Origin of the sequence: Pontibacter indicus (assembly GCF_900156345.1) — a bacterium.
Lineage (GTDB): Bacteria > Bacteroidota > Bacteroidia > Cytophagales > Hymenobacteraceae > Pontibacter > Pontibacter indicus.
In genome coordinates this window covers 432,404-448,178 of record NZ_FTPP01000004.1, presented here as the reverse complement: position 1 = coordinate 448,178, position 15,775 = coordinate 432,404, and the positions used below count along the sequence as shown (strand labels likewise).

Sequence of the window (15,775 nt, the reverse complement as noted above, 5' to 3'; positions counted from 1 at the left end):
AAGGAGATGTTTGAGCTAATCCTGTAGTAAGTATAGCTAACTGCACCAGTACAACAAGTAAAGCTCCTTTTTTCATAATTCATGTTAAAACCAACGTCTTGTGTATGCCGTGTGCAAGGCCTTCAGCCGAAGCATAAGGTATAAACCTTGTTGGCGTTTCGTGTTTCTACCAGTTCACTTCTTCTGTATAAGGTTTGTCTCTATACTCTAAAAAGTCCCTGATTTTTAATTTTTCAAGAGTCAGAACATTTACCTCCCATACCGATGATTTGGTATTCCATGGGTCAATCAAGACTTCTATAGTGTCAGCATTTTTTGTTCTTATTGAATGTATGTCAGCCAGTTCATCTACAACTCTTATGTTCCCTTCATTCCAAACTGTTAGGTGGTCACCAGCTACGACAGCCCATTGATTGCCTTTATCTATTTTTCCGCATGTCGGGTCTCCAACGTATTCTTCTTGCATCAGAACAGAATTACTTCTTTTATCTATTAGAAAAGTCGTTTCCCACTTGTGAAGCAATAGGAGTTTGTCAGTTTCGTCTAGTATGATAGAGTTCTTTATTTCCATTCTATACTTTCACATGCACTCCAACGGTTTCGTGCATAATGTGGGCTAAGCGTAGCTGCTGCCTAAATTATGAACCTTGTTGGATGAAGGTATTTTTCTTTTTTAATAAACAACTCCCCCTTTACACCATTTAGTGACTTCACCAGCTTTGCTGACTTCAATATAGAAATTATCAAGGCCATATGGTTTATGAACCATGATAGTAACAATATAGACGTCTTCTTTTAAGATTACTGGTTCTGACACATTCACTTTTCTTGCTTGTTTCCATATGCCTGTTTTTGTCTTAAAATTCGGTTTAGGAAACTTGCTGTTATCAACAGAGGGAGCAAGAGATTTATAGTTCTTATTTATACTTTCAATGGATTTTATACCTGAAGAATCTTTAGAAAACAAGTTCTTCCAGTCTTGTCTGAAGACGTCGTTCTGGTGGCAGACTGGTCGGTAAATGGGGCTGTATTCTACTATCTCAGGTTCTATTTTAAATAGTGTTTTATTACCGTAAACTGAATCTGAAACCACTTCTTTAAAATAGTCAAAGGCTATTTGTTCATAGAAGACCTGTCCATTTACTACTGATGGAATCGCAAGCAAGAAAATTATGTAAAGGATAGACTTCATTTATAGTTTTACTTACATCCAACGTACTGAGCCATCAGGCGGCGTAGCTGGCTTATGGGTGTGGTTATGCGGCGTTATTCTTTTTTACCATCCTTCAAATTCATGATACTTTATCTCTTTTTTATTTAGAGACTGCTCATATTCTTTAATTTCCTTAAATGCCTTATCAACTATACCTTCTGTTTCATACCAAATATCATCCGCTGGATAGGAACAAATGCCATCTGTTAATTCAATTAAAATCGCGCTTGTTAGAGAAGCGAACCTAAACTCAAAACTTTCACTTGCGTGCCAAACGAAAGAAACAACCTTATTATAATTCTTAAGTTTATCTTCAATTTCAGGCCTTGCAAGTTGAACTTCTGTTATTTTTTTACCTTTCAACTTATCAAAAAAACTAAGTTTTGGTTTTAGCTTTTCCTTCTCTTCTTGCAGATTGAAGTCGTCAATGTATAGTTCGAACCCACTTATTAAATCCTTATTTTTAAGAATTTCAAGGGGAGGATTTTTTAATTGGAATTTGAATGGAAGAAACCCTGTTTGGCTGCTAAAGGAAAAGTCAGGATGTACTTCAACAACCATTTCATAGTCATTTAGTCTTTCGACAATTTTAGGAATTAGGTCGTCAGATAGGTTTCTCGTAAAAACGTTTATATCTAAACTCATTCTTTTCTCATTTCCTTAATTGCCGCATAACGGTCTGGTGCAGCAGAAGCCCGAAGCGTAGCGAGGGTTAAAGCTGCACTGGGTTGGCATGAGAGATTCTCTTACTCCTCTATTAGTCTATTGAGGCGTGGCTGCAACACCCAGTATCCGATGATAGAGAATAATATCAGGAAAAACTCGCCCACATAGTCTCCGAACTTTGCTACTCGTCCTAGTTCGACCGATTTTATTGTCTTTGCAGCAAACCGTAAACCCATAAAGATGAAGACCATAGAAAGTAGGTGTAATACAACTATAACAATTCCAGCCATAGCCATATATGTACTATCTCCAGAACCGTTCATTAATAGAGCCATGTATATGCTGATTCCCAAAATGTAGAGTATCGGAACGGAGAAGTAAATTTTAAATCTTCCTGAGTTCAGCCTTACATCTGATGGAAGCTTTTGATTCAACTCTGTAGCTATAGCCCAAACCCATCCTAAAGTCCCAAGGGTAAAGAACACCATCATGATTGGAAACACCTGAAAGATTAACTCAGGTTGAGAGAAGGTAAAGATGTTTGCCAGCATTGGTAAACCCCATGTGAGGAGAAACAATTGCCAGTGCTTTAGCTTTAGAAGAAACTTCATTTGTTCTGTTTTATAAATTATGCTTTGATGCCAACGGACTTGGCCATAAGGCGGCGTAGCTGGATTATGGGCGTGGTTAGCAGTAGGGATTCTTCATTACCTCAGTTTCATTTTAAGCTCTAATTTTCCTTCTTCTTTCAGTTTTTCGAATTCAGAATAGTTAAAGCTCTTATCTAGAGGTTCTAAGTCGGTTACTTTATAAATCTCAATATTCTTATCGTCCCACCAGTCATTTGTGTCGATTGTATCTAGTTTGTTTACTACATAAAATCTGGTCCAAGTTTTCTTTATCTCCCCAAATTCCTTTGTTTGATGATTGACAACGATGTCCCCTTGTCGAGACCTGTAAAAAATGTCTTGATTGTCACCATATCTGTCTTCAATCTCCATTCCATAAAGCCCGATTGCAATGAATAAAGCCATTCCTACTACTATTAGGCTTATAGTTCCTAATATGATTTTAAACTTTTTATTCATTGTTAGTTTTATACTTGCGCCTTACTGCTAACGTTCTTGGCTATAAGGTGGCTTAGCTACCTTATAGGTGTTGTTGTACCTAGTTATTCTATTTTAATTATATCAAGCCTGTTGATTTTCCAGTAGACAAACTCTCCAACCACTTTTTTATCAGATGTCCATTTGCCTGTTTCCAATTCTATATCTCCAAAGTCAATAACTACAGGCTCAATAGATTTTATCTGTCCGTACCCCTCGTATTCCCAATCATTTATAGATTTTACCAGCTTTTTTTCTTGGTTCTTGTTCTCGCCAAAAATAGTATTCCAGTCAAGGTCATCATTAATCGAATCAAACTCTACGTTAACAACTTCTCCTTCAGTAAACTCTTCTTCATAAGCAAAAGCAGATATAGGGCTGCCGTCCTTTGCTTTTACCGTAATTGTACCTTCAGCAGGTTCCTTTCCTAAAAACCAATCTATTTGAAGAACTTCTACTTTCATAATTTTAACTGGGTACAACGGCTTGTGTATACCTTGTGCGAGGCTATTAGCCGAAGCATTGGGTATAAACCTTGTTGGGCTATGTTGTTCTTCCTTGTTATTTCTTTTCAAGCTGAAGTTCTTCAGGCACATGTAAGCGAGTTCGGTTCTCTTCATAAGCTTCCCATGAGTCTGCTCTATACAGTGTGTCATTTTTAATATCCACAATCCAGAAGTATATTCTCTCTTCTTCTTGCTCAATATTATGTGGGAAAACACATTCCTTACTTGCTTTCTGTTGAGCCAATATGAAATCACTACTATATGCGTAAGATTCAACTGTACAAGGAATCACCTTCTGTTCTTTTACTCCTCCATAGATTAAGCTATTCTCTCTGCTTTCAAACACATACTTGTAATTGCCTGCTAAATCTTCTGTAGAGTCAGATAGCCAGCCCCCGCATGAAGTTAATAGCAAGCAAACCAAAGAAAGCGAAAGCTGTGGTATGCCAATTCTATTCTTTACTTTCAGCACCTCTTTCTTTGATTAAATCATGAGTAGATTTTCTATAGTTTCAATACAGCCCAACGGATTTGGCTATGGTGCATTTTAATGCACTATAGGTTTTGTTGTGTGAAGTGTTTTTACCATTTATTAGAGTTGCAAACTATTGTTCTGCCGTCCTCCATAAATAGTATTTCATAATTTTTATATCTATAGTCTTTAACCAGAATGTTTGCTATTCCAACATTAGAGATCTGCGAAAGGAGGAAGTCATTTTCCGAGGTTTCCAAGTATGTTGTATTCTCTTGGAATCCCTTCTCTAGAAGTTTATTGTATGTCAATGTATAGTCACTTGGAGTTAGTCTAACTGCATATGAGATATTATAGTCACCAAATGAACTACTGCTCCGCTTATTAATCAGTTCAGCCGAATCAGGAAGCTTGATACTCGTATTTTCCCTGTAGTCGTCGAGGTAGAATTGGGTAGTTGGGTGAAAATTTGCAAACAAAAAGTAAGATAGAATCAGGACTAGAAAACTGGTTATGATTATAGATGTCCTATTGCTCGTAGTCTTCCTAATGATTCTATATGCTGCCCAAACCAGAATTAGCGTAATACAGACTAATATGAGAGTTATCATGATGGTAACAGCAAAGCAAGTATGATCTATTCTATTTGTTCTTTTACATTACACACAACGGATTGGTGCAGCCGAAGCCCGCCGCGTAGCAAGGGTTAAGGCTGAACTGGGTTGTGTTTAGTTATTCTTCATTTTTGATTTGTAATAGTCCAAAATGAAAGCATTGCCTACAATGTTGATGTCTTGATAGTACCTGTCATTGTCTTCATGCATAAATTCATTATTTTTCACATCGTCTTCGGTCATTGATCGCGCGATGCTCAACCCTATTAAAATTTTATCCTTAATGAATTGTTCTTGCTGGTTTCTCGGAAAGTATTCTTCAACATATTTTGCAATAGTTGGCAATTCCGTACGGTGAAACACATCTTGGCTTCCACCTGGTACATCAACATACTCAGAACAAAGGCATAATAAAACTACAAGTACCCCACGTCGATAAAATGTTTTTTCTTCTTCATAAAACCACTTATCTCCATCCAAAGTCAGGTACTCCCAATACTTCAAAGTGAAAGATTTGGGTGGAACGAAAGCGTTACTAATGTCACCAAAATTCTCGTCGAAAATCCATAGAATATCTTTCTTCAACTGATTTAGCTCTGACCAGTCGATTTCTCGTTCACTTCCGTCAGGTAGTTTTATAAACTTGTATCCTTCTTTCATTACTAATTGAACACAACGTGTTCGTGTATACCTTGTGCAAGGCCATCAGCCGAAGCATAGGGTATAAACCTTGTTGGGTGTTGCTATTCTTTGTTCGTTTCCTGATGCAAGTCAGGTATGATTTCAGTTATAATTGCTAATACCTTTTCCAGAGTTATCCCGTTTGTTTGGTCGAGAGCAAGAGAGTGGTCTTCTTCTATCACTACTACTTTAGGTATGACTCCGACTTCCTGTGTGATGACTTTAGTTTTTATGTTAAGGGTATTGCCGTAGGTGGGAACGTATGTTTGCAGCCAACCAAAGTATGGAGGCTCGTTTACTCTGTCTGTGTCATTCCACAATTCATTCGTTCTGATGAAGTTTTTTTCGCTTAAAGTAGTCCATACATCGAATATTAGATCTTCTTCATAGTCGATTATAGGTATAGTCAACCTTCCACGGATAAAGAAGTATTCTTCGTCAACTACACATAAGCTTTTAGTTTCTTCAATCCTTGTTTCTCTTTCCTCTTCTGGAATAGTAAAATAATATTCAGGGTAGTCACTGCCAAAGGTCAACGGCAAATTGCCAAGCTCCATACCGCAGCATGCACACTTATAAGTTATCTGACCTGACTGGTTTATTACTTTAGTGACTTTCAATTTTCATGACTTATAGTACCACCCAACGTCTTGTGTAGACGATGTGCGAGGCGTAGCCTAAGCATGAAGTATACACATGGTTAGACAACATTATTCTTTTCTTACTATCTTGATTCTAAACTCGCCTTCTGTAACAGCCATCTCCAAACCTGAGCCACTCTTTATCTTGCCCTCAAAGCTCCCTGCAATAATATCGTTCGCTTTGCTGGTTATCCGTATGGTAATATCCTTATGAGTCTGTCCTTCAAAATTGTAACTGTCCTCAGGGCCTCCTATAGTGATATTATCAGGAGTTGTAAAATCACGTAACATCAAAGCTCCCTGAAGTCTACTCCCTTGTGTTTGTGATGAGTTGATTACTGTAGGTATCGGAAGTTTATCCAAATCAATACCATTAATAATCAAAGTCATAATGCGCTCGTCGGGGTATTTGCCGCCTCTCATAAACATGAGTAACCCCCCATTTATATTGGGATTATAGTAGTGGCTGGAGGAGTCTCCGTCATGAAATAGTAGTGGCTCAGTGTAGTTGAGGTAATCTAAACCTAAGTTGCCTTTTATGTATCCATTACCAGTATATGGCTCAACTGGCACTGGAGCGTCTTTGTTACAGGCAGTAAAGAGCATTAAAAAGATAAGCAATAATGCTTTAGTGAAGTCAAATTGTTTCATTGTGAGTCATTCTTGATTTTATGAAGTCTAACGGATTAGTGCAGCCGATGCCCGAAGCATAGCGAGGGTAAGGGTTGCGCTGTGTTGTACAAAGCTTTTCTTAGTCTAAGTAGAAGAATCTTCCATAGAAGTTAACATCCATTTGCCTTGTTTTTTATTGAATTTATAAGAAATATAAACGCCAGTATCTTCTAAAGTATAGAGCACAGTCACTGTATTGTTGCTTTCTTCTTTCTTCTCGAGGTGATGCTTTCCAACTTGCATTTGAGAAAAGTCTACATATGACCAATCTTTCTTTCCAAGGTACCTTGTTACAGTCCCTTCATCTTCCACTAGTATTATTTTATAGGGAAACTCTACCCTTGAAAGCTGGAAGGTCGAGTCAGACGAAAACTTCGGGAAAAAGCTATCGAAGTCTTCCTTTTCCCCTTTAACTTCTTTATTGAGAACATCTATAGAGTCACCATCACTGAACCTGAGAGTTTCTGTTTCTGTAGCGGTGTCTTCTAGGTCTTCAGAAGAGATAGGAGACTTATCGCACCCACTGCAAAGAAGCAGTATTGAAAGATAAAGTAGCTTCATAATTTAAGTTAAGTACAACGTGCTCGTGCATAGTATGGGCAAGGCATTGCCGCAGCCTAAACTATGAACCTAGTTGGGCAGAGTGATTTTTCAACTACCGATTTGTTTTTATTACATTAATTAGCTCCAATGCATTTCTTATTTTTGCTTTCTCTGATTCATTTAAATGGGTATAATCGAATTGGCTTGCTTCATATTTCATAACTAATTCACCACCTAACTTTACCAGCAAAAGAGACATAGAACCTTCACTCGGTCCATTGTAGCATACCTGCCGAAAAGAGCCTTTTTCAACTTGTTCAAGGAGATTACTTACTACTTTGCTTCTCTCGTCACTTAAGGCAATGTTTATAGATTCATCTGCATTGTATGTCCATTGTTGCTTTGAGTTGGAATCTACTACAAAGGCTTCCGTTGAATTCGAATGATTGAAATATCTGCTAGTAAAAAATACACCATTATCCTTAATGCTTAGAAATTTACTATAAGCTGAATCTACTTTATCTCCATTTGTATATGGACTTTCATCAAACTCCGCAGTGGCTAACTCACATTCATACTTAATACCAACAGCACCAATTTTATTCTGCTGCTGACTTTTGCAGCCGAAGCACAGAATGACTAAAAAAAGAACATTTATGTACTTCATTCGCTTCGTTACTTTATATCGAGTAGCATTCTTTCTATGATTTTCATTTTGCCCAACGGATTGGTATATGCGACTTGCGAGGCTTTAGCCGAAGCATGAAGTATGTACAGGGTTGGGCAAAGTTATTTTTAAGCAAATATTGAAATTGGTACTACCTGTAGTACAGGTGGTTTTATATCTTTTATGAAATCAGAATCTTTTAAACCATGTGCAGCCATGTTCTGAAAACCCGAGAACATTTCTGTTAATAAAGAATTATCAACTTTGCTCAAGCTTGTCTTTCTTAATAAGTTAACACTATCGTTTGATGTATCTGGCAGTACCTTGATAACTTTTCCAAAGACTGTAAATTCACCATCTGCTAAATCATTAAGTGAAGGGTCATTTAAATAGCTATTATCTATGGTCAAGACAGCTTTAAACTTTTCTTCTCCTACATGTTCACCTGTTAAGTCTAAATTTCCATCAGACTGTAATTGGGTCACTAAGCCCTCAAATTGTTCAAGAAGTTTCTTATTATTTTGTTGCCCTTGCTTCTGACCTTTTCCATGACTTCTATCTTCGAAGTTCAAGGCCAATCTAAAGACTGATAGATAGCTTTCCAGATTATCTATGACTGGGTTTTTCCTCAAAGTAGCTTTGAACTCAACGAATTCACCAGTGGTCGAATCCATGAATTTATTAGTCCTTACTAAGCCTCTTGAATGAAGACTTGTTCTAACTTTTGCAAATAAAGAGTTAGGGGTATGAACTTTACTAAATTCTGATTCTTCTACAGTACCTTCTCTTTTAGAAGAATTCTTCTCACCACCCAATGTTACGCCCAGAAACGCAAAAACATTATTTACACCAATCTCACCTTTTAATTTATTCTCTTTTGTATCCTCTGCATTTGCTGAAGTTTTCAATGTTCGAATATTAGTAAAACCATTATCCAAAATAGCCAAAATATCAAAAGCATACTTTTGGTTAAGATAAAATGAGATTGGAAATTCATTCATGGTTTATATTTATTATGCCCAACGTTTAGTACAGGCTGCGAACGAGGCGTAGCCGAGTATGGAGCCTGTGCCTTGTTGGCAGAAGGATTTCTTAATCTTCTTCTTCAATAGTGAATGTGTTAAACTCACCATTCCAAGTTTTATTATCATTAGAAACTATTTCTAAAAACTCCAAAACTCCTTCTTCACTTAAATTCAATTCAAAAGAAATTGGGAATTCAAGTGTGTCAATGTAGAAGCTTTTACTTACTCCTAAATAAGTTTTTTCTTTTGAAATTTTATTCTTCTGCCGCTTTTGTCCCTGAGGAGTGAAGTGAACATACACACCTATGCCAGTAAATTCACGTGAGCTGACTTTCAAATTCAGCATTTGCTTCTTCAAAAATGGGTGTGTTTCTCTATGAGACTTCTCAATCTCAGACAGAATTGTATGTTCAAGAGAATTTAATTTTTCATCCATTTATGAGATTGCTTCTTAAATTAGCTTACTGCCAACTACTTGCTAACAGGAGTACCTACTCCTACTATCTGCACTATGTGTGGAGTACTGTTTGGCTCTTTTGTACATGGTCTTTCAATTTGGGAGCCTGTTATTGTCATCTTTTCCATAGCGTAACCCTAATATAGTTCTTTTCTACAGATTATCAAGCGGACTCACGATTTTGTCCAGCGCGTAGGTGGTCACGTGCGTGTAGATCTCCGTTGTCTTGCTGTTTCTGTGCCCGAGCAAGGTTTGGATGTAGCGTAGATCAGTGCCCTGCTCCAGCAGGTGCGTGGCAAAAGAGTGCCGGAGCGTGTGTGGCGTGGCGTTCGTCTTCACCCCGGCCTTTTTGCGGCAGGCCTGGAACACGGTACGCAGGCTGTCGGCCGTGTACTGCCCACCGAACTGCCCCTCAAAGAGCCACTCCTTGGGCCTGTACTCCTTGTAGTACACCCGCAGGTTCTCCAGCAGCTTCTGCGAGAGCACAGTGGTGCGGTCCTTTTTGCCCTTGCCCCCGCGGATGAGCAGCAGGTTCCTGTCCGACTTTACGTCGGTGAGCTTCAGGTTGATGACCTCGCCGATCCGAAGCCCGCCCGCGTAGAGCAACTGAAGCATGCAGCGGTGCTTGAGGTTGTCGGTGGCCGACAGGATCTTCCTGACCTCCTCCTTGCTGAGCACGGTGGGCAGCCTGTCGGGTTTCTCCGGGCGCTCCACATTATGGAGCTGCACCTCGTGGCGGCCCAGCACCCGCTGGTAGTAGAACTTGACTGCGTTGATCGACTGGTTGATAAACGAGCAGGAGTAAGAACCGGCCTGCACCATCTGGCGGTGGTACTGGTTGATGTCTTCCTCGGTGAAAGCGTTAATCTGTTCCATCCCCTTGTCTTTGTGGCTATTGAGAAAACGTAGCAGCAGACTATGGTAGGTGCGGATCGTGTTCATGGAATAGTTGAGCAGGAAGAGCTTCTCCAGGTAGTCAATAGGACAAGAGATGTAGTCCGGTCCCTTCAGGTAGGTCTGCTCCCAGAGCCGGCGCAGCAGCACCACGTCGCGCACCACCAATTCCTGGCTCAGCCACAGCCAGCCTACACCCTCCAGCTCCCCGGCCAGCTGCTGGATGTGCTGCCCGCCCTCGGGTATGGCAAAGCACTTGGGCTCCCGCTGCCAGGTGGCTAGGCTGCTGTATTTGAGTGTTTCGTATACCTTCTGGCTGTGGCGGAAGGTGATGCCGATCACGGTCCTGTTTTCCTCCACCAGCATCGGCTGGAGTTTCACCACGGGCATGTCGGGCAGCTTCTGGAGCGGCTCTCCCTGCTGGCCTCCAGCCAGAACCGGCACCAGTTTGCCGGGCTTCAGTCGTTTGGGACGGTACAGGTATTGTGTGCTTACTTTAGCCAGCCCCTGAAAATGCTCGAAAGTCATCTCTAAACTCTGCGGCCGGTTGTGCATCACAAAGCACTTGTAGGTTTTGCTGTACTTGATCCAGTGAGCCTCCTTTAGCCGCTTCACAATAAAAGGATTGGGTTTGTGCCACAGGCGGATGTACTTTACGTTTTCATGCTCGAGTGCATTGAGGTAAATAACTGGCTGATTAGACGGAATTTGCATCGTGTTTAATATTTACAACAGCAAATAAACACCTAAATTCAAGCTAATCGTAAAATACCCGGGTAAGTCCGGCTTTACCCGGGTAAGCCGGGTAAAGCCGGAAAAAACGTAGAAAGTATGCAAGAGAGAACATGTGAGAACTGCAGGATGAAGCTGACGGGCAGAATAGACAAGCGCTACTGCAGCGACCAGTGCAGGTCAATCGCAAAGAACAGCCGAAAGACGCAGAACGCAGGCGAGCGGCTGATGAAGGAGATTAACACCAGGCTGCGCCACAACCGCTTCGTGCTGCAGCGCCACAGCCCCGAGGGCAAGACCACCCTCCGGCGGGAGGTGCTGCAGGTGGCCGGCTTCGACTTCCGCCACTTCACGCACCTTTACCGCACCAAACAAGGCAACACCTATTACTTCTGCTACGACTACGGCTATCTGCTGCTTTCCGACGAGAAGGTGCTCGTTGTGAACTGGCAACCCTACATGGAGAAAAGCAACGCCTCCACTCCTAACTGAGTTATAGCTTCAGCCGCTCTCGAAGTTTTTGCATGTCCTCCCCTACTTTTTTATCCAGGATCTTGGCGTAGTGCTGGGTGGTCTTGATGTTGGTGTGGCCCAGCATGCGGCTGACCGTTTCAATCGGCACCCCATTACTTAGGGTAACAGTAGTGGCGAAGGTATGGCGGGCAATGTGGAAGGTGAGCGTCTTACGGATGCCGCACACGTCGGCGATCTCCTTGAGGTAGGCGTTCATCTTCTGGTTACTCAGCACTGGTAGCACCCGGTCCTGGTAGAGGCACTGCGGATGATTCTGGTAGCGGTCCACGATCGCCTGGGCCACCGGCAGGAGCGGGATCCGGGAGAGCGTCTCGGTCTTCTGCCGCCGGGTGAAGACCCACCTTTGTCCGTCCATGCCCTCCCCTATTTCGGAGCGTTTGAGCTGCTGCACATCCACATAAGCCAGCCCCGTGTAACAACTGAAGAGGAACACGTCGCGCACCTGGCCCAGTCTGTCGGTGACAAACTCCTTTTCTGCCATGCGCTGCAGCTCGGCCTCGGTGAGGCACTCGCGCACCACCTCCCGCTTGCTCATCTTGTAGCCCAGGAAGGGGTCGCGCTCCAGCCAGCCGTTCTTCAGGCATAGGTGGATGACCTTCTTGAAGTTGGCCAGGTACTTCATGGTGGTGTTGTGGGCGCAATTTCTGACAGTCTTGAACCAGAACTCGTAGTCGGTGATAAAGCCATAGGAGAGCTTCCTTACATCCATGTCCTCCAGCCCATACTTCCACCGAATAAAGTCCCCCGTGTGCTGCAGGGAGGTGGCGTAGCGCTCCATGGTGCCTGGGGCGTAGTCTTTTCCAACCAGCTGGCTCATCTGCTCATTGTGCATCCGGAATACTTCCAGCAGCATGACCGGCTTCTCCTCTACTCCCATCCACTTCTCCTTGAACGCCTCCACTGTCACGGGCCTGCCCTCCTCGAGCAGTTCCCGGTGGTGGCCATAGGCCTTAGCCCGCAGCGTGTCCAGGTAGGCGTTCACGCTCCGGGCCTCGGCCGAGCTGCCCTTCATTTTGCCCGCCTCCACAGACCAACGGTCAGGCGAGACGTAGCGGTGGGTGCTGAGCTCCAGCCGCCTGCCCTGCAGCGTGACGCGCAGGTAGATGGGCAAGAGATTGTCTTTGGTGGTCTTGGCTTTCCTGCCGTAGAACAGGATACTGATCTTGGTGTCCATACAACTCCTCCTTTTATGCTTGAATTTAACAATCAAACCAAGGCTCCACAAGATGTAAAAATTCTGTACATCTTATTTATAGCCAGCTAGTTAAGCATCAATTCGGGTACCCGGCAACAGAACGGATTCGGGTACCCGAATTGGCTGCCTCAGAAAGGAGAGAAATCGTAAAATTCAGGTGGGGCTAAAAGCAAAAAAGCCCTTAAATCGCTGATTTAAGGGCTTTTTATACTAACTGATAAGTTACTCCGCAGAGAGTGAGGGATTCGAACCCCCGGACCTGTTACAGTCAACGGTTTTCAAGACCGCCGCGTTCGACCACTCCGCCAACTCTCTGTAATTGAATCGAGCACAAAAGTATAGTGCAGCGCTGAATTTTCAAAACTATACGAAATTATTTTTCGCCGGTTGAAGCATTTCAGGTATAAGCGACTGATTTTGAAGCGCAAAATTTTTCAGCACCTAGCTGCTATACCTTATCTATGCTCTCCTATACCTGCCTAACTGGCTTTCAGGCAGCTGCTGAGGTGGCTTCAGAAGTACGCTGGGCTGTCTTGCGTGTGAGGCGCTTGGTCACGGTATCGATGCTCACGTTAATCTCAAAGCCTAGTATCAGGATCATTGATACGAAGTCGAGCCAGATCATGAGACCGATGAGGGCGCCGATGGATCCATAGAACTTGTTGTAGGTATCGAAGGCACTGATGTAGAGCGAAAAGATAAGCGACACCAGAAAGATCAGGACGGTGGCCACCACCGCGCCAGCCGAGAAGAATGGCCACTTATCCTGTATGGCCGGCACATAGTAATAGATGAGCGAAGTCGCCAGCAGGAAAAGCAGGATGATGGCCACATATTTCAGTATCACGATCAAGGTATAGGTATAGGTCTCGGTCACGATCTCGTAGAAGACCAGTACATCCAGAATCCATTGTCCGAAGAAGATAGCAGCCACCGCCAGAAACAAGATGGAAGAAAGCGCAATGGTCAGCACCGTGGCGATGACCCTTTTTTTAAAGTAAGGCCGCTTGTAGAAGGTATGGTACTTTTTATCGAAAGCGTCCATCAGCGACATAATGCCGTTGGTAGACAGAATCAGGGCAAAGAGAAAACCAAAAGAAAGCAGCCCCCCGCGCGGCTTATTCACAATGTCGTCGATGGTGCCGTAGGCCACGGTATACATTTCCTCAGGTAAGAAATCAGCCAGGAAGTTGAGGATGCTCTCGCCCAGGTCCAGCGACAGGATGCTGGGCACATAGGGTATGAGCGTGAAGAGAAAGATGATGGTTGGAAAAATGGCCAGCGTGAAGTTGAAGGCCATGTAGGAGGCGCGCTTGGTGATGGAGTCCAGCCTGAGTTCACCCAGCAACACGTCGGCCACATCGTATACCGAAGACTGGCCGTTGTTGAAGCGCCACCTCTTCAGAAATACAATGAACTTGCGGTACGCTCTGCGGCGCTTCAGGTATTGCTGGTTCAGCCTCATTCGCTATAGTATCCGTCCAACTTCTGGTGTATCAGTTCAGGTATAGCCGTTGGGCGTCCTGACTTCATGTCCACAAACACCATGGTGGTTTCGCCCACGTTCAGCAGTGTCTCCTCCTCATTATACACCTCGTACTCAAACTTTATACGCGAGCCATGCGGCTTGTGCTTCAGCAAGAGCTTGATCGTCAGCAGATCGTCGTACTTGGCCGGCCGGATGTACTTGCACTTGAGCTCAAGCACTGGCATCATCGTGCCCGTCGCCTCCATCTCCTTGTAGTGTATACCTAAGCGGCGAAACACCTCGGTGCGGGCCACTTCGTAGTAAGCCGCATAGTTGCCATAGTAGACATAGCCCATCTGGTCGGTTTCGGCGTAGCGCACGCGTATCTGTACTTCTGATTCGAACATTTTGTAAATGGTTGCTGATTGTTGGTTGTTGATTGTTAATTGATGGAAGATGATTGCCGAGAGTATAGCGTGACCAGCTCACTTGAGTTTCAGAAATGCTATACCTGTTCAGGTTTGGTGAACAACAATCAGCAATTAACAATCAACAATTTACCTCAAAATATTCCGCTCCGTCAGGGCGCGCTGGTAGCGGCGGGCGTTGGCGATGTGCTCGGCGTGGGTTACAGCAAAACTGTGGTAGCCCGAGAAATCTTCCTTGGCGCAGAAGTAGATGTACTTGTGTTGCTCCGGGTTCAGCACCGCATCGATGCTGGAGATGTCCGGCACGTTGATCGGGCCCGGAGGCAGCCCGGCATAGCGGTAAGTGTTGTAAGGGGAGTCGTGCTGCAGGTGCACGTTGAGCACACGGCGGATGCTGAAGTCACGCACAGCGTAAACCACGGTCGGGTCGGCCTCCAGCTTCATGCCGCGTTGCAGACGGTTCAGGTATACGCCCGCCACACGCGGCTTCTCGTCGTTCTTGATCGTTTCGGCCTGTACAATAGAAGCCAACGTAGACACCTCTTTCGGCGAAAGTCCCATCTTCTCGGCTTTGGCTTTGCGCTCGTCTGTCCAGAAGCGGTCGTACTCAGTCTTCATGCGCTGCATGAGTTCAGGCGCCGTGATAGTCCAGTATACCTCGTACGTGTTCGGGATGAACATGCTCACCACCGTAGTCGTGTCGAAACCGAGCGTTTTCAGGTACTCCTGGTCGTTAAGCAGGCTGTCGATCTCTTCAGCAGAAGGCTCCAGAGAAGCGGCCAGTTTTTCGGCCAGTTGGCTGCGCAGGCGGATGTTGTTGAACGTAAGCTTGAGCGGTGCCTGCTCGCCCAGGCGCAAGGTGCCGATGAGCTGACGGTTACCCCATCCGCTCTCGATCTTATACCTGCCCGGCTTCACCAATTTGTCGTAGTCCATGAGTTTGGCCATGAAACGCAGTGACAGGCGGTCGATGATGGTGCCGGTGGCCTCTACTGAGTCGAGGGCCTGGTCGTAAGTAGCGCCGGTGGGGATGTATACATAAGTGTCCTGCCCTTTGGTGTCTACGTTGGCGGTATACACAATCTGGTAGGCATAGTAAGAAAAGCTCACAAACAGGAACAGCAGCAGCACAATAATGCCGGGTATCCACATGCTTTTCTCTTTCTTGACGCGTCTGCGCGGGGGAGTGACTTCGTTAGCCATATTGTAAATAAAGAGCCCGGAAAAGGGTGTAAGGCTCCAGACCTGTTTAGTTTAGGCT

The 15,775-nt window shown here is 43.9% G+C and carries 20 protein-coding genes and 1 tRNA gene; 1 reads left to right on the top strand and 20 read right to left on the bottom strand.

Annotated features, from left to right (window positions below; genetic code table 11):
• Window positions 1–166: 166 nt before the first annotated feature.
• The 15 genes from B0B12_RS18875 to B0B12_RS18800 form a co-directional block, all read right to left on the bottom strand.
• The gene (locus B0B12_RS18875) at window positions 167–571 is read right to left on the bottom strand and encodes a hypothetical protein (protein ID WP_076672094.1); all 405 of its coding nucleotides are present in this window, start codon (window positions 569–571) and stop codon (window positions 167–169) included.
• A 102-nt stretch (window positions 572–673) separates the two neighbouring features.
• Window positions 674–1,192, bottom strand: a complete 519-nt coding sequence (locus tag B0B12_RS18870; protein WP_076672092.1) for a hypothetical protein — start codon at window positions 1,190–1,192, stop codon at window positions 674–676.
• 84 nt (window positions 1,193–1,276) lie between these two features.
• Complete coding sequence (locus B0B12_RS18865) at window positions 1,277–1,858, bottom strand: hypothetical protein (RefSeq protein ID WP_076672090.1); 582 nt, start codon at window positions 1,856–1,858, stop codon at window positions 1,277–1,279.
• Between the two features lie 101 nt (window positions 1,859–1,959).
• The gene (locus tag B0B12_RS18860) at window positions 1,960–2,490 is read right to left on the bottom strand and encodes a hypothetical protein (RefSeq protein ID WP_076672088.1); all 531 of its coding nucleotides are present in this window, start codon (window positions 2,488–2,490) and stop codon (window positions 1,960–1,962) included.
• 96 nt (window positions 2,491–2,586) lie between these two features.
• Complete coding sequence (locus tag B0B12_RS18855) at window positions 2,587–2,967, bottom strand: hypothetical protein (protein WP_076672086.1); 381 nt, start codon at window positions 2,965–2,967, stop codon at window positions 2,587–2,589.
• An 83-nt stretch (window positions 2,968–3,050) separates the two neighbouring features.
• On the bottom strand, window positions 3,051–3,560 hold the full coding sequence (locus B0B12_RS18850) for a hypothetical protein (RefSeq protein ID WP_170871915.1): 510 nt from the start codon (window positions 3,558–3,560) through the stop codon (window positions 3,051–3,053).
• Window positions 3,547–3,963, bottom strand: coding sequence for a DUF3997 domain-containing protein (locus tag B0B12_RS18845; protein ID WP_083704308.1), 417 nt, complete (start codon window positions 3,961–3,963; stop codon window positions 3,547–3,549). The genes B0B12_RS18850 and B0B12_RS18845 overlap by 14 nt, the downstream gene beginning before the upstream one ends.
• Window positions 3,964–4,691: 728 nt before the next feature.
• Window positions 4,692–5,237, bottom strand: coding sequence for a hypothetical protein (locus B0B12_RS18835; RefSeq protein WP_076672078.1), 546 nt, complete (start codon window positions 5,235–5,237; stop codon window positions 4,692–4,694).
• Between the two features lie 83 nt (window positions 5,238–5,320).
• Window positions 5,321–5,878: a DUF2199 domain-containing protein gene (locus B0B12_RS18830; protein ID WP_076672076.1), complete on the bottom strand. Its 558-nt coding sequence runs from the start codon at window positions 5,876–5,878 to the stop codon at window positions 5,321–5,323.
• 90 nt (window positions 5,879–5,968) lie between these two features.
• Window positions 5,969–6,550, bottom strand: coding sequence for a hypothetical protein (locus B0B12_RS18825; RefSeq protein ID WP_076672074.1), 582 nt, complete (start codon window positions 6,548–6,550; stop codon window positions 5,969–5,971).
• A 105-nt stretch (window positions 6,551–6,655) separates the two neighbouring features.
• Window positions 6,656–7,132, bottom strand: a complete 477-nt coding sequence (locus B0B12_RS18820; RefSeq protein ID WP_076672072.1) for a DUF4348 domain-containing protein — start codon at window positions 7,130–7,132, stop codon at window positions 6,656–6,658.
• A gap of 94 nt (window positions 7,133–7,226) precedes the next feature.
• Window positions 7,227–7,781 (bottom strand): hypothetical protein, encoded by a 555-nt coding sequence (locus tag B0B12_RS18815; RefSeq protein WP_076672070.1) that lies wholly within the window; start codon window positions 7,779–7,781, stop codon window positions 7,227–7,229.
• Between the two features lie 128 nt (window positions 7,782–7,909).
• Window positions 7,910–8,782, bottom strand: coding sequence for a DUF6414 family protein (locus tag B0B12_RS18810; RefSeq protein WP_076672068.1), 873 nt, complete (start codon window positions 8,780–8,782; stop codon window positions 7,910–7,912).
• Window positions 8,783–8,873: 91 nt separating this feature from the next.
• Window positions 8,874–9,242, bottom strand: coding sequence for a hypothetical protein (locus tag B0B12_RS18805; RefSeq protein ID WP_076672066.1), 369 nt, complete (start codon window positions 9,240–9,242; stop codon window positions 8,874–8,876).
• A 174-nt stretch (window positions 9,243–9,416) separates the two neighbouring features.
• A complete protein-coding gene (locus B0B12_RS18800; protein WP_076672064.1) occupies window positions 9,417–10,871 on the bottom strand; it encodes a tyrosine-type recombinase/integrase in 1,455 nt (484 codons plus the stop codon).
• 117 nt (window positions 10,872–10,988) lie between these two features.
• Between B0B12_RS18800 and B0B12_RS18795 the strand changes: the two genes are divergently transcribed.
• Complete coding sequence (locus B0B12_RS18795) at window positions 10,989–11,381, top strand: hypothetical protein (protein WP_076672062.1); 393 nt, start codon at window positions 10,989–10,991, stop codon at window positions 11,379–11,381.
• A gap of 1 nt (window position 11,382) precedes the next feature.
• On the opposite strand, the gene B0B12_RS18790 is transcribed toward B0B12_RS18795, so the two are convergent.
• The 5 genes from B0B12_RS18790 to mltG form a co-directional block, all read right to left on the bottom strand.
• Window positions 11,383–12,597: a site-specific integrase gene (locus tag B0B12_RS18790; RefSeq protein ID WP_076672060.1), complete on the bottom strand. Its 1,215-nt coding sequence runs from the start codon at window positions 12,595–12,597 to the stop codon at window positions 11,383–11,385.
• A 251-nt stretch (window positions 12,598–12,848) separates the two neighbouring features.
• Window positions 12,849–12,933: transfer RNA gene (locus B0B12_RS18785), tRNA-Ser, on the bottom strand.
• A gap of 175 nt (window positions 12,934–13,108) precedes the next feature.
• Window positions 13,109–14,083, bottom strand: a complete 975-nt coding sequence (locus B0B12_RS18780) for a YihY/virulence factor BrkB family protein (RefSeq protein WP_076672058.1) — start codon at window positions 14,081–14,083, stop codon at window positions 13,109–13,111.
• Entirely contained in the window at window positions 14,080–14,493 is a 414-nt protein-coding gene (locus B0B12_RS18775; RefSeq protein ID WP_076672056.1) for an acyl-CoA thioesterase, read from the bottom strand. The genes B0B12_RS18780 and B0B12_RS18775 overlap by 4 nt, the downstream gene beginning before the upstream one ends.
• A gap of 150 nt (window positions 14,494–14,643) precedes the next feature.
• Complete coding sequence (gene mltG, locus B0B12_RS18770) at window positions 14,644–15,717, bottom strand: endolytic transglycosylase MltG (protein WP_076672054.1); 1,074 nt, start codon at window positions 15,715–15,717, stop codon at window positions 14,644–14,646.
• Window positions 15,718–15,775: the final 58 nt, after the last annotated feature.